Origin of the sequence: Nonomuraea fuscirosea (genome assembly GCF_035917475.1) — a bacterium.
Classification (GTDB): Bacteria; Actinomycetota; Actinomycetes; order Streptosporangiales; family Streptosporangiaceae; genus Nonomuraea; species Nonomuraea fuscirosea.
Map to the genome: position 1 here is coordinate 5744178 of NZ_CP109074.1, position 23169 is coordinate 5767346.

The window sequence follows — 23169 nt, forward strand, 5'->3', positions numbered from 1 at the left end:
AGGATGTCAAGTCCCGCGTAAGAGCTGGTTAAGGGGATGATTCCGGGGGGCGGCGGCGTCTGACGACGGCCTTATCGATCGAGGTGGGACGACCACCGCCGGCCGGAAAAAGCGGCAAGATTTTTACTTTCCCGCCGGCCAGTACTCGTCCCTGAGCAGGCGCTTGTAGAGCTTGCCCGTCGGGTGGCGGGGCAGCTCGGGCCGGAAGTCCACCGACTTGGGGCACTTGTAGTGGGCCAGCCGCTCGCGGCAGTACGCGATCAGCTCCGCCTCAAGCTCCGGGCCGGCCTCATCCATGGACACCGGCTCGACCACGGCCTTGACCTGCTCGCCCATCTCCTCGTCCGGCACCCCGATGACCGCGACGTCGGCCACCTTCGGGTGGACCGACAGCACGTTCTCGGCCTCCTGCGGGTAGATGTTCACACCACCGGAGATGATCATGTACGAGCGGCGATCCGTGAGGTACAGGAAGCCCTCCTCGTCGAGGTAGCCGATGTCGCCCAGCGTGGTCCAGCCCCGGCCCTTGGGGTCCTGGGCGGAGCGGGTCTTGCCCGGGTCGCCGTGATACTCGAACCGGCCGCCGTTCTCGAAGTAGATGGTGCCGTGCTCGCCGGGCGGCACGTCGTCGCCGTCCTCGTCGCAGATGTGCACGACGCCGAGCAGCGAGCGGCCGACGGTGCCCTTGTGCCGCAGCCAGTCGTCGGGGCCGACGTAGAGGAAACCGTTGCCCTCGGTGCCCGCGTAGTACTCGTGGACGATCGGGCCCCACCAGTCGATCATCTGCTCCTTGACGGGGACGGGGCAGGGGGCGGCGGCGTGGATCGCGTACTGGAGCGAGGAAAGATCATACTTTTTCCGGATCTCTGGCGGCAGCTTGAGCATCTTGATGAACATCGTCGGGACGAGCTGCGAGTGCGTCACGCCGTACCGCTCCACCAGCGCCAGGTACTGCTCGGGGTCGAAGCGCTCCATCACCACCACCGTGGCCCCGAGCCGCTGGAACGTCAGGCTGTAGCGCAGCGGCGCGGCGTGGTACAGCGGCGCGGGCGAGAGGTAGACGCTGTCGGCGGACGGCGCGAACAGGCCCTGGATGAGCTTGAACAGCATGCCGGGCTCGTCCAGCGGGCCGTGCGAGGAGGTCAGCTTGACGCCCTTCGGGCGGCCCGTGGTGCCCGAGGAGTAGAGCATGTCGACGCCGGTGCACTCGTCCTCGACGGGGGTGACCGGCTGCCCCGCCACCGCCTCCTCGTACGACGTGAAGCCGTCGGCCACGCCGTCCAGCATGAGCCGCAGCTCGACGCCCGGCGTGGCGGCGGTGATCGAGGTGGCGACGCCGGCCAGGTCCGCGCTGGAGATGAACACCCGGGCGCCGCAGTTGCCGACGATGTAGGCCAGTTCGTCGGCCTGCAGCCGCGAGCTGACCGGCGTGTAGTACAGGCCCGAGCGGTGCGCGGCCCAGGCGACGGCCAGGAAGAGGGGGTGGTTGGCGAGCATGAAGGCGACGTGGTCGCCCGGCCGCAGCCCCGCCGAGCGGAACAGGTGGGCCAGCCGGTTCGACTCCTCGTCCAGCTCGCGGTAGGTGACGACCCGGCCGGAGCCCGCCATGATCACAGCGGGCTTGTCGGGGGTGACTGCTGCGATGGCTCCCGGATGCATGATTAGAACAGTATTCGGTTGATCGCCCGCCGCGCCAGGATCCTCTCGCGAACGAAGCCCGGCGCGCTGCTCCGGCGCGCCGGAACCCGTCCGAGAATGACGGAAGCCACAGCCTCCTCGTCGAGGCCGCGGCTTCGCGGTGTTTCAAGGTGTCTTCGCGGTGTTTCTTCGCGGTGTGCCGGTGAAAGGCGATCAGACGGCCGCGTGGTACACGTCCTGCCAGCCGGAGTAGTGGCCGGTCGGACGGTGGTGGCCGCCCCGGCTCACGCACGGAGTAGAAGGAGTCGAAACGCCACTCCCACACCTTTTTCTTGAACGTCTTCACGACCCACACGCAGTGCCGGTGACCCTTGTGGTCCTTGCGGCACTCGCGCTTCTTGACGACGTCCGTCTTCCAGTACCAGTGCTTGAACCGCTTCTTCTCGACGGACACGTGACCATAGGCCTTCGCCTTGTGGTCGGCCCCGATCATGTCCGACGATTGCGTAATATCATTCCGCGGGAATGACCGAGCCCTCGTACTTCTGCTTGATGAAGTCCTTGACCTTCTGGTCCTGGAGCAGCTTGCCGAGGGTGACGATGTTGGGGTCCTTCTCGTGACCGGCCGGGACGACCAGACCGTTGACGTACGGGTTGCCCTCGGTCTTCTCCAGCACCAGCGCCTGCGTGGCGGGCTTGAGCCCGGCCTCGATGGCGTAGTTGCCGTTGATCACCGCGGCGTCGACGTCCTCCAGCGAGCGCGGCAGCTGGGCCGCCTCCAGCGGCTTGAACTGCAGCTTCCTGGGGTTGTCGACGACGTCGCGCTCGGTGGCCGCGGTCCCCGCGCCGTCCTTGAGCTTGATCACGCCGTTGTCGGCGAGCAGCTTGAGCGAGCGGCCCAGGTTGGTGGCGTCGTTCGGCAGCGCCACGGTCGCGCCGGCGGCCAGCGCCGTCACGTTCGTGATCTTCTTGGAGTACAGGCCGAGCGGCTCCAGGTGGACCGGCGCGACGAAGGTCAGGTCGGTGCCCTTGGAGGCGTTGAAGTCGTCCAGGTACGGCTTGTGCTGGAAGAAGTTGGCCGTGAGCTGGCCCTCCTGCAGCTGCACGTTCGGCTGCACGTAGTCGGTGAACTCCACGACCTCCAGCTTGAGCCCGGCCGCCGGGGCCAGGTTCTGCTTGACGAAGTCGAGGATCTCCCCGTGCGGCACCGGGTTGGCGCCCACCTTGATCACGGCGTCGGCGCCCTCGGCGGCGGCGGCGCCGGTGGTGGCGGACTGCGACGTACCACATGCGGCGAGCGACAGAGCCAGCGCGACGGCACCTACAAAGCGGTGAATTCTCATGATTTTTCCTTACTTGTGCGAAAGGCGCCGGGCGACCCAGTCGCCCAGGCTCTGCAGCAGTTGCACGATGACGAGCAGCAGCACGACGGTCACGATCATCAGGAGCGTCTCGAAGCGCTGGTAGCCGTAGCGGACGGCGAGGTCCCCCAGCCCGCCCCCGCCGAGCGTGCCGGCCATGGCGGAATAGCCGATGAGCGCCACCACGGTCACGGTCAGCCCGGCGATCAGGCCGGGCAGCGCCTCGGGCAGCAGCACCTTGCGCACGATCGTGGCCCGGCTCGCGCCCATGGCCTGGGCGGCCTGCACGACGTCCGCGCCGACCTCGCGCAGCGCCGTCTCGACCAGCCGGGCGAAGAACGGCACCGCGCCCACGGTCAGCGGCACCACGAACGCGGCCGTCCCGATGGTGGTCCCGACCACGAGCCGGGTGAACGGGATGATCGCGATCATCAGCACGATGAACGGCAGCGACCGCCCGACGTTCACCACGAACCCGAGCCCCGACTTCAGCGCCGGGACCGGCCGCAGCCCGCCCCGGTCGAACACCACGAGCGCCACCCCCAGCGGCAGCCCGAGCAGCAGGGTGAACAGCGTCGACCACCCGACCATCAGCGCGGTCTCGACGGTCGCCGGCCCGAGCAGCGGCAGCATCTCTTCCCAGGTCACGCGGCCTCCCCCGCCCTTTCGACGATCAGCCCGCATTCGCGCAGGTAGGAAAGCGCCGCCCCTGTGTCCGCGCCCTCCAGCGCGACACGCAACCGGCCCACCGAGCCCCCCGCGAGGTCCTCGATGGAGCCGCCGAGGATGCTGAGGTCCACGTCGAACTTCCGCACCACCTCCGAGATCACGGGCTGGCGCGGGTCGCCGGTGAACGTGAGCGTCACCGAGCCGGCCGGCCCTGGTTCGGGCAGCGGGAAGATCTCCCTGGTCAGGCGGGAGCCGGGCGTCCTGATCAGGTCGGCGATGGCGCCGGACTCCTCGATCCGGCCGCCGGTCATGATGGCGACCGAGTCGCAGACGCTCTTGACCACGTTCATCTCGTGGGTGATGAGCAGGATCGTCAGGCCGAGCTCGGTGTTGAGCCGTTTGAGCAGGGCGAGGATCGACTGCGTGGTGGCCGGGTCGAGCGCCGAGGTGGCCTCGTCCGACAGCAGCACCGCCGGGTTGCCGGCCAGCGCCCTGGCGATGCCGACGCGCTGCTTCTGGCCGCCCGAGAGCTGGTGCGGGCGGTCCTTGCCGCGGCCGTCCAGGCCGACGAGCTCCAGCAACTCGGCGACGCGGCGCTCGCGTTCGGCCGCGGGCACGCCCATGACCTCCAGCGGGAAGGCGACGTTGCCGGCGACCGTGCGCGAGGAGAGCAGGGCGAAGTGCTGGTGGATCATGCCGATGCGCTGCCTGGCCCGGTTGAGCTCCCGGCTGCCGAGCGCGGTCAGGTCCTGGCCCGCGACGGTGACGGTGCCCGCGGTGGGGCGTTCGAGCAGGTTGACGCAGCGCAGGAGCGTGCTCTTGCCGGCGCCGCTCTGGCCGAGCACGCCGTAGATCTCGCCTTCGCGCACGTGCAGGTCGACGCCGTCGAGCGCGACGGTGTCGCCGTACTGCTTGCGCAGGCCGGAAGCCTGGATCACGGAGAATCCCCACGACTGAGGGCGGCCTGTGGCGGGGCCGCGGAAACGTACATCACCTGGAAGGAAAGAGCCTGGGAGGCTCAGCGGGTGCCGGGGTGGAACGGCAGGTGGCTCAGCCTGCGCAGCACGTAACCAGGTGTGATCATGACGACCTTCGGAGAGAACGGGCGGACGGGTTGCTTCAACAGGCCGGCATTCGCCCCGTACACGCACGGCGATCCACGGCGCCTCCTGGGGCGCTGCTCGCGGTCGCGGTTGCCTCGTTCACGCCCTAGGTAACGGCCGGGCGATTTCCGCTATTCCCCGTCGGTTTCGTGATCTGTGTCACGCTCCGCTACTTCACACTACGGTACGAGCGCCGCTACTTCCGGCGCAGGCGCATCGCCAGGCGCACGATGAGGAACACCACGGCGCCGATCACCAGCAGCTGGAGAAGTTCCGGAACGCCCATGTTGCCCATATCGCTCCTAGTGTCGGAAGGTGACATGAGGGACAACGTGCGCGGCGCGCTCCATGGTTCCCAGAAGAGGGCCCCGTGATCAGAAGATCACGGGGCTCTCTCAGCCGGACGGTCAGGCGGCCACGGAGGTCGAGGCGACCGAGGCCGGGGCGAGCGCGATGTCCAGGACCTCGCGCACGTCGCTGACCGCGTGGATGGTCAGCTCGGCGCGGACCTCCTCGGGCACGTCGTCCAGGTCGGGCTCGTTGCGGGCCGGGATGAGGACGGTCGTGATGCCCGCCCGGTGCGCCGCCAGCAGCTTCTGCTTGACGCCGCCGATCGGCAGCACCCGCCCGGTCAGCGAGATCTCACCGGTCATGGCCACGTCGCCGCGCACCAGCCGCCCGGACAGGAGCGAGGCCAGCGCCGTCGTCAGGGTCACGCCGGCGGAGGGCCCGTCCTTCGGCACGGCGCCCGCGGGGAAGTGGACGTGCACCGAGCGGTCCTTCAGCGCGGTGACCGGCAGCTCCAGCTCCGCGCCGTGCGAACGCAGGTAGGACAGGGCGATCCTGGCCGACTCCTTCATCACGTCGCCGAGCTGGCCGGTCAGGGTGAGCCCGGTCTCGCCGGTCTCCGGGTCGGCCAGCGACGCCTCCACGTAGAGCACGTCGCCGCCGGCCCCGGTGACGGCCAGCCCGGTGGCCACACCCGGCACGGAGGTGCGCTGCTTGGCCTCGGGCAGCGACGACTCCGGCACGAACCTGGGCCGTCCGATGTAGTCGACCAGGTCGGCCTCGCCCACGGTGACGGGCAGTTCGCCCTTGGCGGTCACCTTGCGCAGGATCCTCGCGACCGAGCGCTCCAGCGAGCGGACCCCGGCCTCGCGGGTGTATTCGGCGGCCAGCCGGCGCAGCGCCGCGTCCTCGACCGTGACCTCCTCGGAGGTCAGCCCGGCCAGCTCCAGTTGCCTGGGCAGCAGGTGGTCGCGGGCGATGGCCACCTTCTCGTCCTCGGTGTAGCCGTCGAGGGTGACGATCTCCATGCGGTCGAGCAGCGGCCCGGGGATGGCCTCCAGGACGTTGGCCGTGGCCAGGAACAGCACGTCGGACAGGTCGAGCTCGACCTCCAGATAGTGGTCGCGGAACGTGTGGTTCTGCGCCGGGTCGAGCACTTCGAGCAGGGCGGCCGTCGGGTCGCCGCGGTAGTCGGCGCCGACCTTGTCGACCTCGTCGAGCAGGACGACCGGGTTCATCGAGCCGGCTTCGCGGATCGCGCGGACGACACGGCCGGGCAGCGCGCCGACGTAGGTGCGCCGGTGGCCGCGGATCTCGGCCTCGTCGCGGACGCCGCCGAGCGCGACGCGGACGAACTTGCGGCCCATCGCGCGGGCCACGGACTCGCCCAGGGACGTCTTGCCGACTCCGGGAGGGCCGGCCAGCGCCAGCACGGCGCCGCTGCGCCGGCCGCCGACCACGCCGAGGCCCTTGTCCTGGCGGCGCTTGCGCACGGCCAGGTGCTCGATGATGCGGTCCTTCACGTCGGCCAGGCCGGTGTGGTCGGCGTCGAGCACGGCCCTGGCGCCGGCGATGTCGTAGTTGTCCTCGGTGCGCTCGTTCCACGGGATGTCGAGCACGGTGTCCAGCCAGGTGCGGATCCAGCCGGTCTCGGGCGACTGGTCGGAGGTGCGCTCCAGCTTGTCGACCTCCTTGAGGGCGGCCTCGCGCACCTTCTCCGGCAGGTCGGCGGCCTCCACCCGGACCCGGTAGTCCTCTTCCTCGGTCTCGGCGGAGTCGCCGTTGAGCTCCTTGAGCTCCTTGCGCACGGCGGCGAGCTGCTGGCGCAGCAGGAACTCGCGCTGCTGCTTCTCCATGCCCTCCTGGACGTCCTTGCGGATCGTCTCGGCGACGTCGAGCTCGGCGAGGTGGTCGCGGGACCACTCGACCAGCTTGGCCAGCCGGTCGGCCGGGTCGGCCGCCTCCAGCAGCTCGACCTTCTGCGCCGTGGTCAGCCACGGGGTGTAGCCGGAGCTGTCGGCCAGCACGGACGGGTCGTCGATCTGGTTGACCTGGTCGACGACCTGCCAGGCGCCGCGCTTCTGCAGGATGGTGGTGGCCAGGACCTTGTACTCCTTGGCCAGCTCCTGGGCGCGCTCGCCGACGGCCACGGTGTCGATGGTGTCGGCCTCGACCCACAGCGCGGCGCCGGGACCGGTGGTGCCGGTGCCGACCCTGACCCGGTTGACGCCGCGCACGACGGCGGCGGGCTCGCCACCGGGGAGCCTCCCGACCTGCTCGACGACGGCCTGAACACCGATGGCGCCGTAACGGCCGTCGATCCGGGGAACGAGAAGGACCCGTGGCTTGTTGCCACCGGATGCACGGGCCGCGTCGATCGCGGCGCGCACCTCGGAGTCGGACAGGTCCAGCGGAACCACCATGCCCGGCAGCACGACCTCGTCGTCCAGCGGCAGGACCGGGAGGATCAAGCTCTCACTCATACGAACTCCCAAGGGTTGAGTTATACCGGCTCAACTCATCGGAGCCCTGTCGTGTTCCCTTCCTTGCCGATGTTCGCTCACGGCGATCGTAATCATGTAAGCGCCGCATCGAGAGCGGGTCCCGTCGTACAGTCGGCCAATGGACCCGGTTGAGCTCTTCCACGAGGTGGCGGGCACCGTGCCCGCCTACGGCAGGTTCCTCGCCGAGCAGCGGGTGGACCCGGAGAAGATCACCACGCTGGACGACTTCGCCCGCCTGCCCATGACCACGAAGGACACCTACACCCTGCGGCACCCGCTGCCCGACCTGTGCAGGAACGGCGTGATCGGGGACATGATCGCCGTCTCGTCCGGCTCCACCGGCACGCCGTCGTTCTGGCCGCGCTCGGCGGGCGACGAGCGGGTCATCGCCGAGCGGTTCGAGGAGGTGTTCAGGGACTCCTTCCAGGCCCTGGAGCGCCGGACGCTCGCCGTGGTCTGCTTCGCGCTCGGCACCTGGGTCGGCGGCCTGTTCACCCTCGGGTGCTGCCGTCACCTGGCCGAGCGCGGTTACCCGATCACCGTGGTCGCCCCGGGCTCCGACCGGCGGGAGATCGCGCGGGTGCTGCCCGAGCTGGCCCCGTACTTCGACCAGGTCGTGCTGCTCGGTTATCCGCCGTTCCTGAAGAACGTCATCGACGGCGAGGACCTGCCCTGGGCGGAGTGGAACGTCAAGCTGGTCACCGCGGGCGAGGTGTTCAGCGAGGAGTGGCGCACGCTGGTCGCCGAGCGGGCCGGCATCGCCGACCCGGTGCGGGGCGTCGCCTCCCTGTACGGCACCGCCGACGCGGGCGTCCTGGGCAACGAGACCGCGCTGTCGGTCGGCATCCGCCGTTTCCTGGCCGCCCGCCCCGGCCTGGCCAGGGAGTTGTTCGGGGAGTCCAGGCTGCCCACCCTCGTCCAGTACGACCCGGACGTCCGCTACTTCGAGGAGCATCAGGGCACGCTGCTGTTCTCCGGCGACAACGGCGTGCCGCTCGTCCGCTACCACATCGCCGACGAGGGCGGCGTGCTGCCGTACGATGAGCTGCTGGGGTTCGTCCGCGCCCACGGCCACCGGCCGGAGCGGGAGGGCCCCGAGCGGCCCTTCGTGTACGTCTTCGGCCGCAGCCACTTCACGGTGTCCTACTACGGCGCGAACGTCTATCCGGAGAACATCGCGATCGGCCTGGAGCAGGCGGAGGTGAGCGGGTCGGTCACCGGCAAAGTTCGTGCTGGAGGTGGCCGAGGACGAGCGGCACGACCGGCATCTGACGGTGACGGTGGAGCTGGCGCCGGGCGAGCGGCCCTCCGAGGAGATCGCCCAGGCGGCGGGCGCGTCGATCCTGGCCCAGCTGCTCCGGCTGAACAGCGAGTTCGCCGCGTACGTGCCGGCCGGACGGCAGATGCCGTTCGTCCGGCTCCGGGAGGCCGGCGACCCCGACTACTTCCCGCCGGGCGCCAAGCACCGCTACACCCGGTAGGACCTACGCGGGAGCGAGGGCGGCGCTACGCGGGCAGCCCCGCGGGCGTCAGAGCGGCGGCGATGCGCGACTCCGCCCAGGGCACCATGAGGAAGCCGCGCTTGACCGTCAGCACCTGCACGCCCGCCGTCCACGAGTGGATCCCCGGCACCGCGGCCAGCGTGCGGGAGGTGAAGTGGTGCAGGTCGGCGGTGGTGGGCACGATCACCTCGCAGACCAGCGAGGCCTGCCCCAGCGTGGAGGCGATCATGCGGACGCCGCGCTCGCCGGCCAGCCGCTCGGCCACGCTCTCCTGCATGCTCGGCTCGACCGTCAGCCACAGCAGGATCTCGGCCTCGTAGCCGAGCGCCGCCGCCGGGATGAAGGTGGTGACGCTGGCGCAGCCCCGGTCGAGCATGGACTCCAGCCGCCGCCTGGCGGTGCTCTCGCTGATGCCGAGGCGGCGGCCGACGGACTGGAAGCTGGCCCGGCCGTCCTCCCGCAGGGCGGCCAGCACCTCGCGGTCGACGTCGTCGAGGTGGCCGCGCTCGCAGGTGTGGACGGGCCGGTGCAGCGCGAACGGCGCCGCCTTCTCGCCCAGGACGGGCACGCTCCAGTCGTAGCTCACCTTGTACGTGTGCAGCACCAGGTCGGCGTTGCTCTGCTGCGCCCCCGGCACGGAGTGCACGTAGTCGACCAGCATCGAGTAGAGGTCGCGGTGCTTGGGCGCGACCAGCTCGAAGACGATGTCGTAGCCGCCGGTGACGATGGTGACGTACCGGATGTCCGGATTTTTCGCCAGAAGCCCGGCCACTCTGAGCTGGCTGCCGGGCGCACAGGTCAGCCGCACCAGGAACACGTGGATCGGCCCGTCGTGCTCCAGGTGCGGCAGCACCGCCACGCGGGCCAGGCCGGCGCCCATGAGGTGCTGGGCCCGCCGCGCCACCGTGGTGGTGGAGATGCCGAGCAACTGGGCGATGTCGGTCCAGCTGGCGCGGCCGTTCACGTGGAGCGCTGCGAGAATCCTGCGGTCCAGGTCGTCGAGATCATCCATCGGAGGCATCATCGCGCGTTCAGCCCCGGTCGCGCACCTCGGACAGGAAGCCGCGCACGGTGGCCTCCCACAGCTCGGCCTCCTCGACCTGCGGCGAGTGCCCGGACTTCTCGAAGATCCGCAGCTCGGAGCTGGGGATCAGGCCGGCGATGGTGCGGCTGCACTCGACGGGGGTGATCCAGTCGTGGCGGCCGACGGTGATCAGGGTCGGCGCGGTGATGCCGGGCAGGAGGTGCTTGATGTCGTAGTTCGGCTGGTTGACGGCGAAGGCGTAGTTGTGGGTGGCGTAGTGGTACGGCGTGGCGGCCACGCGCTGCTCCACCGCGGCGGGCTCGTAGTCGTGGTCGTACAGGGGGAGGATCTCGCGCCAGCAGTCGCGCAGGTCGTCGTCGTCGCGCACGGTGCCGGACATGATCCGGTCGAGCTTGGCCCGGTCGATGGTGACCCGGGAGGAGGCGGCGGCGTTGCGGATGGCCAGGTCCTGGTTGGCGTTGTCGGCGGAGGTGTCGCGCAGCACGACGGCGCCGACCCGGTCGGGGTGGCGGGCGGCGTACTCCATGGCGATGAAGCCGCCGTAGGAGCCGCCGGCGATGACGACGCGCTCGACGCCGAGCCACCGGCGCAGGCCCTCGACGTCGGCGACCCACTGCTCGTGGGTGAACGGGCCGTTCTGCCCGCTCTGTCCTGATCCGCGGGCGTCGAAGACGACCACCTTGTACGCGTCCGCGAGCCGGCCGAAGCTGCTCCTGGGCTCGGCGAGCGAGCCGAGGCCCGGCGCGCCGTGGTGGGCGATGATGACGTCGTCGCCCTCGCCGAGGACTTCGACGTTGAGCCGGTTGCCGTTGATGTCGACGAACAAGACGGTCCTTCCAGAACAGATGATCAGATGATGACGTCGGTGAGCTCGCGCGGGTACGCCGTCAGCCGGCGCGGCCCTGACTCGGTGACCAGGACGGTGTCGGAGATGCGGTATCCGGCGTGGCCGGGCACGTAGACCCCGGGCTCGCTGGACAGGATCATGCCGGGGGCCAGCTCGGTCGTGTCGCCGTAGGACAGCCAGGGCGGCTCGTGGAAGCCGAGCCCGATGCCGTGCCCCTGCCGGTGCCGGATGTGCTCGGCGAGCCCGGCCCGCTCGATCACCGCCAGGCAGCGGCGGTTGGCCTCCTCGCAGGTGGTGCCGGGGACGAGCGCCTCAGTGCCGGTCTCCTGCGCCTCGCGGACGACCTCGTAGTAGCGGGCCTGCTCGGGGGTGGGCTCACCGATGACGAACGTGCGCTCGCTCTCCACGAACCGGCCGCCGACGGCGCAGCCGAGCGAGAGCATGAACGTCTCCCCCGCGCGCAGCCGGTCGCCGCCGGGCAGGCGGTGCGGCTGGGCGGAGTTGGGGCCGCCGTAGACGAGGCCGCCGGTCAGCATGGGCACGACGACGACGTCCTCGTGCCTGGCGTACATGAGGCGGGAGCCGTGGGAGATGACGTGCCCGGCCAGGTCGGTCTCCGTGGGCAGCTCGCCGCCCGCCTCGACGGCCGACCTGACCAGCTCGACGCCGGCCTCGATCATCTGGTCGGCGATGCGGGCGGCCTCCTCGTGCAGCGTGATCTCCTCGGGCAGCTTGCGCAGCCGTACCCGGCCGAGCGCGCCCGAGGCGCTCCAGCGGGTCGAGGGGAACGCCTCGGCCAGCGCCTCCACCCGGCCGACGCTGGTCGAGGGCGCGTACGCGGCGGCGCCGGGAGCGGGGACGTGCGCGGCCAGGACCGCGAACGGCGACCTGACGCCGGGGAACTCGGGGTAGGCCACGATCTCGGCCCGCGCCCGCTGGTCCTGGGCGTACTCGCGTTCCAGGTCGGGCACGAGCAGCACGGGCTCGCCGTCGAGCGGCAGCCAGCAGGCGACCGGCCGCTCGTTCGGGAAGTGGTGGAAGCCGGTGAGGTAGGCGACGTCGAGCGGGTCGTCGAGGATCAGGGCGGACAGGCCCTCGCGGGACATCTCCGCTCGTACCCGGTCGAGCGCGCCCGCGTAGAAGGCGCCGGGCAGCCGCTGGGAGAAGGTCATGTGTCGCTCCTGTGGTTGCGGGCGTCGTTGTAGGCCACGGAGAGCAGCGTCGTGGACAGGACGAGCAGCAGGATGGCCAGCGACGGGAACAGGGTGGTCCACCAGGCGGAGGCCAGCGCGCCGGACTGCTGGGCCTTGTGCAGGATCGTGCCCCACGACCAGCTGTTCGGGTCGCCGAGCCCGAGGAAGGAGAGCCCGGCCTCGGACAGCACGGCGCGGGAGGTGGTCAGCACGACCGACACGCCGACCACGGGGACGACGCCGGGCAGCAGGTGCTTGCGCACGATCCACAGGGACGAGCCGCCGACGACCTTGGCCGCCGCCACGAACGGCATCGGCACGATGGCCAGGGCCTGCGAGCGCACCACGCGGGCCACCTCGGGCCAGCTGAACAGCGCGATCACCACGGCCAGCGTGCGCACGCTGGGCCCGGCCAGCGCCGCGACGAGGATCATCAGCGGCAGCACGGGCAGCGACAGCGACAGGTCCACCAGCACGCCGAGCGGGGTGTCCAGGCGGCGGAAGTAGGCGGCGCAGACGCCGATGAGCAGGCCGATGACGATGGCCAGCACGGAGGCGCTGACCCCGACCGCCATGCTGACCCTGGTGCCCCAGACGACTTGGGCGAAGACGTCCTGGCCGATGTCGTCGGTGCCGAACCAGTGGGCGGAGGAGGGCGGCTGGGAGGTGTCGGCGCCGTACCCCTCGGGGAAGGGCGCGATCAGCGGCGCGCAGATCGCGACCAGGGCCAGCAGGAGCAGCAGCATCCCGCTGGCCACGCCGAGGGGGTTGCGGCGGAAGGAGGACCAGGTCCGCTGGCGCGGCGTGAGTTCCACGGCGGCTGCCGTCATGAGGTACGCACCCTGGGGTCGAGGATTCCGTAGGCCACGTCGGTGATCAGGTTGGCCGCCACGACGGCGGCCGCGAGCAGCACGAACGCGCCCTGCAGGACGGGGAAGTCGAGCTGGCCGACGGCCTCGTAGATGGCGCGGCCGATGCCGGGATAGGCGTAGATCGTCTCGGTCAGCACCGCACCGCCGACGAGGGTGCCGAGCTGCAGCCCGGCGATCGTGGTGGTGGGCAGCAGCGCGTTGCGCAGGGCGTGCTTCCACACGACCTTCCCCGGCCGCACGCCCTTGGCCTTGGCCAGGGAGACGTAGTCCTCGCCGAGCGCCTCGATGAGCGTGGTCCGCATCGTCAGCACGTAGCCGCCGAGCTGGATGAAGACCAGCGACAGGCACGGCAGCACCAGGTGGTGCAGCATGCTGAGCGTGGCGCCCAGGCCGGTGGCGTCGAGGTCGACCGCGCCGCCGATGGGGAACCAGCCGAGCCAGACGCCCAGCACGTACATGAGCAGGATGCCGACGCTCGGCACGAACAGCGACTGCGCGGTGACGCCGGTGAGCTGGATGACGCGGTCCAGCCAGCCCTTGGCCCTGGTGGCGGCGAGCACGCCGAGCGGGATGCCCAGCGCGATCGTCACCACCATGGCCGAGATCGTCAGGATCAGCGTCCACGGCAGCCGCTCCATGAGCACGGTCGTCACGGGGATCGACTGGCGGAAGGACATGCCGAGGTTGCCCTGCACGAGCTGGCCGAGATAGTCGAGGTACTGCGCCGCCAGCGGCTTGTCCAGGCCGAAGTCGGCCAGCAGCTTCTGGCGCAGTTCCTCGGTCATGTTCGGATCGGCCACGGCCAGCACCGGGTCTCCTGGCAGCAGACGGACCAGGAAGAACGTCACCGTGACCGCGAACCAGAGGGTGAGCAGGCCGCGGGCCAGCCGGAGGCCGATGAAGCGCATGCCGATCAGCCCGCCGGCTTCGCCGCGGCCAGGGAGAGCGGGTTCAGGATGGACAGCAGCTCGCTGGGCATCGGCTGGAACCCGGTCCACTTGGCGGAGTGGGCGACGTTGAACGTCTCGACGTACAGGACGTTGTCGTAGACCTGGTCGTGGATCATCCGGGCCGCCTCCTGGATCGGCGGCTTGGCCTCCTCCTGGGTGAGCGCGCGCTGCGCCTGGTCGATCAGGTCGTCCAGCTTGGGGTCCTCGACCTGGGCGTAGTTGATGAACCCGCCGCTCTTGAAGGCCAGCCCCAGGTTGGCGGGCGGGTTGTCCATGACCGCCCACGAGCCGGCGTAGATGTCGAAGTCCCGCTTGGTGGTCTTGTCCAGGTACGTGTTGCGCTCCAGGCCCTGCAGCTCGATGGTGATCCCGGCCTTCTTGGCCGCGTCGCGGACCATGGGCGCCCAGCGGGCGATGTTCGGGTCGGCCTGGTCGTAGATCATGCCCAGGCGCAGGTTGGTCTGCCCGGCCTCGGCCAGCAGCTTCTTGGACTGCTCGGGGTCGAAGGCGTACTCCTTCGAGGCCTGGTCGGTCCACTGGGGCAGCGAGGGCGTCAGCACGCTGGAGTTGGAGGACTTGGCGAAGCCCTTCAGCGCGATGTTCCTGATCGCCTCGTAGTCCACGGCGTGGGCCAGCGCCTGGCGGACGCGGACGTCGTCGAGCGGCTTGCGCTTGGTGTTGTACTGCAGGTGCGCCCAGCCCAGCGACGGGATCTCCTGCAGCTTGACCGCGGCGTCGCTCTTCAGCTCGGTCGCGGTGGCCGGCGGCAGCACGTTGCCGATCATGTCGATCTCGCCGTTGCGCAGCGCCAGGACCTCGGTGTTGACGTCGGGGAAGACGCGGAAGACGACCTGCTTGACCGTGGGCTTGCCGGGCCCGAAGTCGTCCACCCGGTCCATGATGTAGCGCTGGCCGCGCTCGACCTTGGTCAGCTTGAACGGGCCGGCGCTGACCCAGTCCTTGTCGTTGGCGAACTTCTGCACGCTCGGCACCTTGGAGAAGACGTGCTCGGGCACCACGGGCAGCCAGAAGCCCACGTTGTCGAGGAACGTCCCGTCGGGGCGGCTGAGCTTGAAGCGCACCTCGGTCGGCGAGACCGCCTCGGCCTCGTCCAGCGCGGTGATGAGCCCGGCCACCACGCCGAACTTCTCCTTCTGCACCGCCGTCACCGAGAACACGACGTCGGAGGCGGTGACCGGCTTGCCGTCGGACCACTTCATGTCATCGCGCAGCTTGGCGGTGGCGGTCCTGCCGTCCTCGGAGTAGGACCATTCGGTCGCCAGGTACGGGATCCGCTTGCCGGTGGCGTCCATCTGGGTCAGCTTCGGGTACATGAGGTCGGTGACCCACGAGTCCGTCCGGCTGTTGCCGACCAGCGGGTTGTAGTTGACCACGTCGGCGGTCGTGCCGATGGTCAGCCGGTCGGCGCTGGCGGGCGCCTGCGCGCCGGGAGAGCCGGAGGAGCCTGAGGAGCCGGGCACGCTGGGAGCGCAGGCCGTAAGCGCGACGGCCAGCGCGGTGAGAAGAACCGCACGTCTCATCAGATCCAGACCTCTTCCAGCACGCGCATGACATTGCCGCCGACGACCTTGGTGATCTCGTCGTCGGAGTAACCATGGGTGACAAGCCACGAGATGATGTTCCAGAAGCACTCGGCCGGGTTCTCCAGGCCGTCCACGTACGGGACCTTCTCGTACGCCTGGCCCGCGTGGGCCTCGTTGAGCGACAGGTGCTCGGCGAACGTGTCGTGCAGCCCCACGTGGTCGCCGAACAGCGTGTCGGGCCCGAAGGCCACGTGGTCGATGCCGACCAGGTCTACACAGTACGTGAAGTGGTCCATCACCGACTCCAGGCTGTGCCGGGGGTGGTCGGGCGACAGCGTGGTGTGCGGGGCCGCCTCCAGGCCGATCACGCCGCCGCGCTCGGCCGCGGCCTTGATGACCGAGTCCGGCTTCATCCGGTTGGTCGGCCAGACGGAGCGGGCGCCCGCGTGGGTGATGAGGATCGGCCGCTCGGAATGGCGGATCGTGTCGAGCGAGGTCTGGTCGCCGGAGTGGGAGACGTCGATGGCGATGCCCAGCTTGTTCATGCGGCGCACGGCCTTCTCGCCGAACAGCGTCAGCCCGCCGTCGCCGCGCTCCTTCAGGCCGCTGCCCAGGGTGTTGGCCTCGCTGTAGGCGATGCCCATCTGGCGGACGCCGAAGCCGTACAGCATGTCGATCCGGTCGACCTCGTTCTCGATCATCGTGGCCGCCTCCAGGGCGAGCACGAGGCCGATCCGGCCGCTGGCGTGCGCCTCGCGCACGTCGGCCAGGCGCTCGACCTTGATCAGGTAGTCCTGGTGGGCCAGGTCCGACAGGCGCATGCCGATGTCGGCCACCACGTCGTTCCACTTCCAGCCGGCCTGGCTGGTGATGCAGCAGGTGCCGTCCATGAGGTTGTCGAAGACGACGGTCATGCCGGAGCGGGCCAGGCCCTCATAGCCGGTGTGGTGGCGGGCCGTGCGGTTGTAGTCCACGGTCTGGCCGATGTCGTCGGGGAAGATCGACGGGTGGTCGTGCAGGGAGACGACCAGGCTGTCGGTGAGCAGGCGACGGACGCGCTCGCTCTGCTCGGAGGTCAGCTCGGGCCCCTGGTAGGCCGGCACCCGGCCGAGCTCCGGCGCCAGGTCGAACCGGCGGTAGTCGACACCCGCCTCCAGGTATTCGTACGAACGGTAGCCCTTGTAGCTCTTCGCAGCTTCCAGCATCTGGTAACCCCTCTTGTCCAATTGCGGGCAGCTTGCCAGAATCAGGCGCGAAAGACAATATTGGAGTTGTTTTCCGGCATCACAGACTTTGTTAACGCCACGTTTCGTCATGATCATAGGAGGGGGTGCGGTGAACGAGCCACCGGTCCTGGAGATACGCGACCTGCACGTCACGTTCACCGCCCACGGACGCGAGATCCCGGCGGTGCGCGGGGTGGACCTGACCATCGAGCGCGGCCAGACGCTCGCCCTGCTCGGCGAGTCCGGCTCGGGCAAATCCGTCACCGCCAAGGCCGTCATGGGCCTGCTCGACCAGCCCGGCGCCCGGGTGCGCTGCGAGAGCGCCAGGCTCGGCGGGCGCGACCTGCTCGCGATGAGCGAGGACCAGTTGCGCGCCCTGCGCGGCAGCGAGATGACGCTCGTCTTCCAGGACGCCCTGTCGGCGCTCAACCCCGTGCTCAGCATCGGCGACCAGATCGGCGAGCTGTACCGGGTGCACCGCGGCCTGTCCCGGCGGCAGGCCAGGGCCCGCTCGATCGAGATGCTGGACCTGGTCGGCATCCCGGCCGCGGCCAGGCGCGTCGACGACTACCCGCACCAGTTCTCCGGCGGGATGCGGCAGCGGATCCTGGTCGCCATGGCCGTGGCGCTGGAGCCGGACCTGATCATCGCCGACGAGCCGACGACCGCGCTCGACGTGACCGTGCAGGCGCAGATCCTGGAGCTGATCGACCGGCTGCGCCGCGACCTGGGCACCGCGGTGCTGCTCATCACCCACGACCTCGGCGTCGCCGCCGAGGTCAGCGACCGGGTGGCGGTCATGTACGCGGGCCGCATCGTCGAACGGGGCGAGGTCGAGGCGATCTACGACCTGCCCGCGCATCCGTACACGGAGGCCCTGCTCGCCGCCGTCCCCGATCTCGACGCCCCCGCCTCGGAGCTGCGCGCCATCCCGGGCGCGCCGCCCAGCCCCGCCGAGACGCCGCCCGGCTGCTCCTTCGCGCCGCGCTGCGAGCGCGCGAGCGAGGTGTGCGTGACCACCAGGCCCGCCCTGACGCCGCTGCGGACCGGCGCGGGCCGGTACACCGCCTGCCACCACTCGGAGGAGATGCTCGATGGCGCCCTCGCCTGACGTCCGTGAGCCTGAGGCCCGCGAGCCCGTGCTGCGGGCCACCGACCTGCACAAGACCTACCGCGGCGGCCTGCTGTCCAGGGGCGGCGGCGTGCGCGCGGTCGCGGGCGTGGACCTGGAGCTGTACGCCGGCGAGACGCTGGGCATCGTCGGCGAGTCCGGCTGCGGCAAGTCCACCCTGGCCCGCATGCTCGTCGGCCTCGAACGTCCCGACCAGGGCGAGGTCACCTTCCGCGGCCGGCCGTTCTTCGCCAGGGGCGGCGTGCCGCGCGACATCAGGCGGCGGGTCCAGATGGTCTTCCAGGACCCGCTCACCTCGCTCAACCCGCGCATGACGGTGCACGACATCGTGGCCGAGCCGCTGCGCGTGCACCGGCTGGCGCAGGGCTCGCGCGCCATGCGCGACCGGGTCGGGGAGCTGCTGACGCTGGTGGGCCTGTCCCCCGACCGGATGAACCGGTTCCCGCACGAGTTCTCCGGCGGGCAGCGGCAGCGCATCGGCATCGCCAGGGCCCTGGCCACCGAGCCCGACGTGATCGTCTGCGACGAGCCCGTCTCCGCGCTGGACATGTCGGTGCAGGCGCAGGTGGTCAACCTGTTCGCGGAGTTGCAGCGCACGCTCGGAGTGGCACTGGTGTTCATCGCGCACGATCTGGCCGTGGTGCGGCACGTGTCGCACCGGGTGGGGGTGATGTACCTCGGGCGGGTGGCCGAGACCGGGCCGGCGGCCGGAGTGTACGGGGCGCCGGCGCATCCGTACACGATGGCGCTGTTGTCGGCGGCTCCCGTGCCGAAGCCGCGGCTGAAGGGGCGCTCGCGCATCATGCTCGCCGGGGATCCGCCGAGCCCGGTCGCGCCGCCGCCCGGGTGCCGGTTCCACACCCGCTGCTGGAAGGCCACCGAGCGGTGCGCCGAGGTGGAGCCCGTGCTGGAGCCGGGACCGGACGGCGGCGATCACCACGCCGCCTGCCACTACGCGGAGCGGGCCTCCTGAGTCACGGGTCCCGTAGGGCGTCCTGGGTCAGGGGCCCCGTCGGACGTCCCGGGTCAGGGGTCCCGGCGGACGACGACGAGGGCCACGTCGTCCTCGCGGGCCCCGAACGCGGCCAGCATCCGGTCGGCGAACTCCTCCAGGTCGTCCTCGACGACCTCCGCGAGCCGCCTGGCCGCCTCCATGCTCTCGTCCAGCGAGATGTGCCGGTCCTCCACGAGCCCGTCGGTGAACAGCAGCAGCGTGCCGCCGGGCGGCAGCTTCAACCGGTCCACCGTGTACGTCTCGGGCAGGGCCCCGAGCAGCAGGTTGCCCAGATTGTGGTAGGCGCAGCCGGGGCCGGAGAACAGCGGCGGGATGTGCCCGGCGTTGGCCACCTCGATCTCCCCCGTGGCCGGGTCGATGAGCACCAGGCACAGCGTGGCGGTCATGCGCGGGTGGTAGCGCCGCATCATCTGGTTGAGCAGGTCGAGCGAGGCGCTGAGGTCCACCTGGCCGATGAACGAGGCCCGCATGGCGTGCCGCAGCTCGGCCATCACGGTCGCGGCGTGCAGCGAGTGGCCCTCCACGTCGCCGATCGCCACCAGCACCCGCTCGTCGATCGGCAGCACCTCGTAGAAGTCGCCGCCCACCTCGATGTTGTCCGCGGCCGGCTGGTAGCGCATCGCCACCTGCAGGCCCGGCACCTCGGGGATGCGGGTGGGCAGCAGGCTGCGCTGCAGCGTGAGCGCGATCGTGTGCTCCTCGGCGTACGCGCGCCGCGCGTCCACCGCCAGGGCCAGCTCCTGGCCGAGCTGGCGCAGCAGGTTCACCTCGTCGGTGTCCAGCGGCGGCGCGGCCTCCACCCCCAGGTAGAGGGGCGCCTCCGAGTTCTTCGTCCGGCAGAGCACGCCCGTGCTGCTGCCCTCCATCCGCACGTCGGGCAGCAGGCCGCGCCACTCGTCCGCGTGCAGGGTGAACACGTGGGTGCGGGCCGCCTCCCGCTGCACCATCCGGCTGAGCCGGTCGAGCAGGTCGGGCCCGGCGGGCGCGGCGACGGCCCGCTCGCCCGGCCGGGCGCGGTAGCGGCGGGTCCGCCCGTCGGGCATCAGCGCCAGAGTGCCGCAGTAGCGCCCCAGCAGCTCGGCCGAGCCCTCGACGGCCACCGTGAGCAGCTCGTCGAAGCTCTCGGATTCGTTGATGCGCAGCGTCACCTCCGCCAGCCCGGCCAGGCGCCTGGCCATGAGCTCGGCCCGCCAGCGCGCCCGGTAGTACCGCAGCATGGCCTCGACCGTGGCGGCGAACTCGGCCGGCTCGATCGGCTCGGCCAGGTAGGCGTCCGCGCCGCGCTCCAGCCCCTCGGCCCGGTCGGCCACGGTGATGGCGTTGGCCGAGACCTGGATCACCGGGATCGCGGCGGTCGCGGGGTCGGCCTTGATCCGCTCGCACACCACGTAACCGGGGATGTCGGGCAGCCGCACGTCGAGGACGACCAGGTCGACGTGCTGCGCGGCGAGCAGTGTCAGCGCCTCCTCGCCGCCGCTCGCCTCGATCACGGTGTGGCCCGACCGGCGCAGCCAGCTGGACAGGATGTACCGCTTCGTCGGCGTGTCGTCGACCACCATGACGGTCGCCGTCTCAGGCATCCTTCGCCCCCCTCGCGCCGCGGATGGCGTGCAGCAGTTGTTCCCTGCGCAGACCGTGCTTGGACAGCACCTTGCCGGCGTCGGGAGCGTGCTGCGGCGCGATCGTCACCACGACCACGGGGATCTCGCGCAGCCGCTCGTCCTCGGCCATCCGCTGGAGCAGCACGTTGCCGTCCAGGCGGGGCATGAGCAGGTCGACCAGGACCGCGTCCGGCGGGTCCGCCGCCATCAGCTCCAGCGCGACGGCTCCGTCGGGGGCCTCGTCGATGTGCGTGGCGAAGCCGTACAGCATGCGGCGGGCCGCGGCGCGGAACACCTCGTCGTCGTCGGCGACCAGCACCCGCTCCAGCTCGGGCGGCCCGCTGTAGTGGGGCAGGCGCAGCGTGGCCGTGGTGCCCTCGCCCTCCGCGCTGGCCAGCTCCAGCGTGCCGCCGAGCGCCTCGGCGAGCCTGCGCGCGTACGGCAGGCCGAGCCCCGTCCCCCGGTACCTGACCTGCAGGGAGCCGGGGATCTGGTAGAAGTCCTCGAAGACGCGGTCGATGTGGTCTGGCGGGATGCCGATGCCCGTGTCGCGCACAGTGATGACGGCCTCGTTCTTGCCGTCGTCGAGGCGGGCCGCCAGCGTCACCTCGCCGCGCTCGGTGAACTTCAGCGCGTTGGACAGCAGGTTGCGCAGGATCCTGACCAGCATGCCCTCGTCGGCGTACAGCTCGGCGACCTCGGGGGCGACGTCGTGGCGCAGCTCGACGCCGGCCTGCTCCCTCGTCGGGCGCATCGTCATCCGCAGCTGCTCGGCCAGCCGGGGCAGGTTCACGTGCGCCGGCTGCGGGTCCAGGCGGCCCGACTCCGCCTTGGCCATGTCGAGCAGCTCGCTGACGAGCTCCAGCAGCGTCTCGGTGGAGCTGCCGATCAGCCGTACCTGATGCTCCTGCTCTTCGGTGAGGTCGTCGCCTCCGGGGCCGGTCAGCAGCCTGACCAGGCCGATGACCGAGTTGAGCGGCGTGCGCAGCTCGTGGCTGACGGTGGCCCAGAAGCGGTTGCGCGCGTCGGTGGTCTCGCGCAGCAGGCTGGACTTCTCGTCCAGCTCGGCGTAGAGGGCGACCACTCCCCTGTTGGTCTCCTCCAGCTCGTCGGAGAGCTGGTTGTACATCGCCAGCACGCCGGAGTTGGTCTCCTGCAGCTCGGCGTTGAGCCGCAGCACGTCCTCCAGTGTGCCGGCCAGCTCCTTGTTCTGCTCGCGCAGCTCGTCCAGCGCGGAGACCGGCGACAGGCGGGCCAGCCTGGCCCGCATCTCCTCGACGGGGACGCCCCGCGGGCGGAAGCGCAGCCGTTTGGACAGCGTCACGCTGTGCTCGCCGACCACGACCGAGTCCACCAGCCGGCCGGCCAGCGTCAGGCCCTCGGAACCGGCCGGGTCGGAGCGCCCGGTGTGCTCCAGGGTGATGAGCAGCCGCTGGTGGTCGAGGGCGATCGTGGCGCTCGATCCGGGGCCGTAGACCTCCCGGCCGGCCTCGCTGAGCGCCGTCGCCACCCGGATCTGGTCCTGCTGGTCCAGCCCGGCCAGCTCGGCGGCGGCGCGGCCGATGCGGCGCAGGACGAAGACGTCCTGGTCGGCGTCGAGCCGGACGCGGACGAGCTCAGCGGGCGCCACGGGCCGGCCTCACCGTCACCACGCAGGCGTCGTCGCGCCTGCTGCCCGCTTCCCGCATGAGCCCCGCGGCGATCACCGCCGGGGTACGGGCGAACAGACCGGGGACCGTCGCCGGGTCCCAGCGGTCGGTCAGCCCGTCGGTGTGCATGATCACGATGGCGTACGGGGGCAGCTCGTAGGAGTACTGGCGCAGCCGGCCTCCTCGATGCCCCGCGATGCCGGGAACCGACACCATGCCCTGCCGTCCTTCCGCGTGCGCGACCCAGCCGGAGACGTTGCCCAGGCCGGCGTAGGACACGCCGCCCGGCTCGACGCGCGCGACGGCCACCGCGCCGCCCCTGGTGCCGGACATGCCGGCGTGCAGGCGTGCCACGATGTCCAGCGGCTCCTGCTCGCTCGCGTCGCGGAACAGCTCCACCGCCCGGTTCGAGGCCTGGGCGGCGATGTGGCCGTGCCCCAGCCCGTCGCAGACCAGCACGGTCGTCGCCGGGCCCGACCTGACGATCGCGAAGCTGTCGCCGGACACGGGCTCCTCGCCGATCGGCCGGGTCACGCCGCTGGCCCGCAGCGGCGGCGGGGGCGTGCCGGTGGCGGTGAAGTACATGGCCAGGACGGTGCCCCGGCCCGGCAGGGAGTGCACGTCGTAGCCGGAGGCGATGCGGGAGATGGCGCCCAGCCCGATGCCGAGGGTGCCGGAGGTGGAGTAGCCGTCGCGCAGCGCGCGGGCCACGTCGGCCATGCCGGGCCCCCGGTCCAGGCAGATGAGCTCCACGGTGGCGGGGGCCTCCGGGTGGGGGCGCACCATGGCCGTGCCCTCGACGGCGTGCTTGACCAGGTTGGAGACCGCCTCGCTGACCGCCACGGCGGTCTGCCCGACGAGCACCGGGTCGAACCCGGCCGCCTCGGCCAGCCCGACGGCCTTGCGGCGGACCGCTCCGACGGCGCTGGGGTCCTCGGCGCGGATCCAGTCGTCCACGCGGGGGCCGGTCACCGCACCCATGTCCCCCCGTCCCAGGTCACCGCATCCCAACTCGCCGGGCCCCAGGTCA

The 23169-nt window shown here is 70.9% G+C and carries 17 protein-coding genes; 2 read left to right on the forward strand and 15 right to left on the reverse strand.

Annotation, left to right across the window (positions count from 1 at the left end; genetic code table 11):
- Window positions 1-123: 123 nt before the first annotated feature.
- The 12 genes from OIE67_RS26255 to OIE67_RS26310 all read right to left on the reverse strand — a co-directional run bounded on the left by OIE67_RS26255 (window position 124) and on the right by OIE67_RS26310 (window position 16721).
- The gene (locus tag OIE67_RS26255; RefSeq protein WP_326644778.1) at window positions 124-1659 is read right to left on the reverse strand and encodes an AMP-binding protein; all 1536 of its coding nucleotides are present in this window, start codon (window positions 1657-1659) and stop codon (window positions 124-126) included.
- A gap of 491 nt (window positions 1660-2150) precedes the next feature.
- Window positions 2151-2981 carry a MetQ/NlpA family ABC transporter substrate-binding protein gene (locus OIE67_RS26260; protein ID WP_326644780.1) on the reverse strand — a complete coding sequence of 277 codons (831 nt, stop codon included), beginning with the start codon at window positions 2979-2981 and terminating at the stop codon, window positions 2151-2153.
- Window positions 2982-2990: 9 nt separating this feature from the next.
- The gene (locus OIE67_RS26265) at window positions 2991-3647 is read right to left on the reverse strand and encodes a methionine ABC transporter permease (RefSeq protein ID WP_106245114.1); all 657 of its coding nucleotides are present in this window, start codon (window positions 3645-3647) and stop codon (window positions 2991-2993) included.
- Entirely contained in the window at window positions 3644-4606 is a 963-nt protein-coding gene (locus OIE67_RS26270; protein WP_326644783.1) for a methionine ABC transporter ATP-binding protein, read from the reverse strand. The genes OIE67_RS26265 and OIE67_RS26270 overlap by 4 nt, the downstream gene beginning before the upstream one ends.
- A 572-nt stretch (window positions 4607-5178) precedes the next feature.
- A complete protein-coding gene (lon, locus tag OIE67_RS26275) occupies window positions 5179-7542 on the reverse strand; it encodes an endopeptidase La (RefSeq protein WP_106245118.1) in 2364 nt (787 codons plus the stop codon).
- Between the two features lie 1527 nt (window positions 7543-9069).
- On the reverse strand, window positions 9070-10077 hold the full coding sequence (locus OIE67_RS26280) for an Lrp/AsnC family transcriptional regulator (RefSeq protein WP_326644786.1): 1008 nt from the start codon (window positions 10075-10077) through the stop codon (window positions 9070-9072).
- Between the two features lie 19 nt (window positions 10078-10096).
- A complete protein-coding gene (locus tag OIE67_RS26285) occupies window positions 10097-10936 on the reverse strand; it encodes an alpha/beta fold hydrolase (protein WP_326644788.1) in 840 nt (279 codons plus the stop codon).
- A gap of 23 nt (window positions 10937-10959) precedes the next feature.
- On the reverse strand, window positions 10960-12129 hold the full coding sequence (locus OIE67_RS26290) for a M24 family metallopeptidase (RefSeq protein WP_326644789.1): 1170 nt from the start codon (window positions 12127-12129) through the stop codon (window positions 10960-10962).
- Entirely contained in the window at window positions 12126-12980 is an 855-nt protein-coding gene (locus OIE67_RS26295; RefSeq protein WP_326644791.1) for an ABC transporter permease, read from the reverse strand. The genes OIE67_RS26290 and OIE67_RS26295 overlap by 4 nt, the downstream gene beginning before the upstream one ends.
- Entirely contained in the window at window positions 12977-13930 is a 954-nt protein-coding gene (locus OIE67_RS26300) for an ABC transporter permease (RefSeq protein WP_326644793.1), read from the reverse strand. The genes OIE67_RS26295 and OIE67_RS26300 overlap by 4 nt, the downstream gene beginning before the upstream one ends.
- A 5-nt stretch (window positions 13931-13935) precedes the next feature.
- Complete coding sequence (locus OIE67_RS26305; RefSeq protein WP_326644795.1) at window positions 13936-15513, reverse strand: ABC transporter substrate-binding protein; 1578 nt, start codon at window positions 15511-15513, stop codon at window positions 13936-13938.
- On the reverse strand, window positions 15513-16721 hold the full coding sequence (locus OIE67_RS26310) for a dipeptidase (protein ID WP_106245407.1): 1209 nt from the start codon (window positions 16719-16721) through the stop codon (window positions 15513-15515). Before OIE67_RS26310 ends, OIE67_RS26305 begins: the two co-directional genes overlap by 1 nt.
- A gap of 130 nt (window positions 16722-16851) precedes the next feature.
- Between OIE67_RS26310 and OIE67_RS26315 the strand changes: the two genes are divergently transcribed.
- Window positions 16852-17853 (forward strand): ABC transporter ATP-binding protein, encoded by a 1002-nt coding sequence (locus OIE67_RS26315; RefSeq protein WP_326644798.1) that lies wholly within the window; start codon window positions 16852-16854, stop codon window positions 17851-17853.
- A complete protein-coding gene (locus OIE67_RS26320; RefSeq protein ID WP_326644800.1) occupies window positions 17837-18847 on the forward strand; it encodes an ABC transporter ATP-binding protein in 1011 nt (336 codons plus the stop codon). Before OIE67_RS26315 ends, OIE67_RS26320 begins: the two co-directional genes overlap by 17 nt.
- A gap of 53 nt (window positions 18848-18900) precedes the next feature.
- Here the strand turns inward: OIE67_RS26320 and OIE67_RS26325 are convergent, their stop codons facing one another.
- Genes OIE67_RS26325 through OIE67_RS26335 form a run of 3 tightly spaced genes read right to left on the reverse strand, consistent with a single transcriptional unit; the run spans window position 18901 to window position 23120 of the window.
- Window positions 18901-20469, reverse strand: coding sequence for a fused response regulator/phosphatase (locus OIE67_RS26325; RefSeq protein ID WP_326644801.1), 1569 nt, complete (start codon window positions 20467-20469; stop codon window positions 18901-18903).
- Window positions 20462-22120 carry an ATP-binding response regulator gene (locus tag OIE67_RS26330; protein ID WP_326644804.1) on the reverse strand — a complete coding sequence of 553 codons (1659 nt, stop codon included), beginning with the start codon at window positions 22118-22120 and terminating at the stop codon, window positions 20462-20464. Before OIE67_RS26330 ends, OIE67_RS26325 begins: the two co-directional genes overlap by 8 nt.
- Window positions 22107-23120, reverse strand: a complete 1014-nt coding sequence (locus OIE67_RS26335) for an ATP-binding protein (protein WP_326644806.1) — start codon at window positions 23118-23120, stop codon at window positions 22107-22109. Before OIE67_RS26335 ends, OIE67_RS26330 begins: the two co-directional genes overlap by 14 nt.
- Between the last annotated feature and the right edge of the window lie 49 nt (window positions 23121-23169).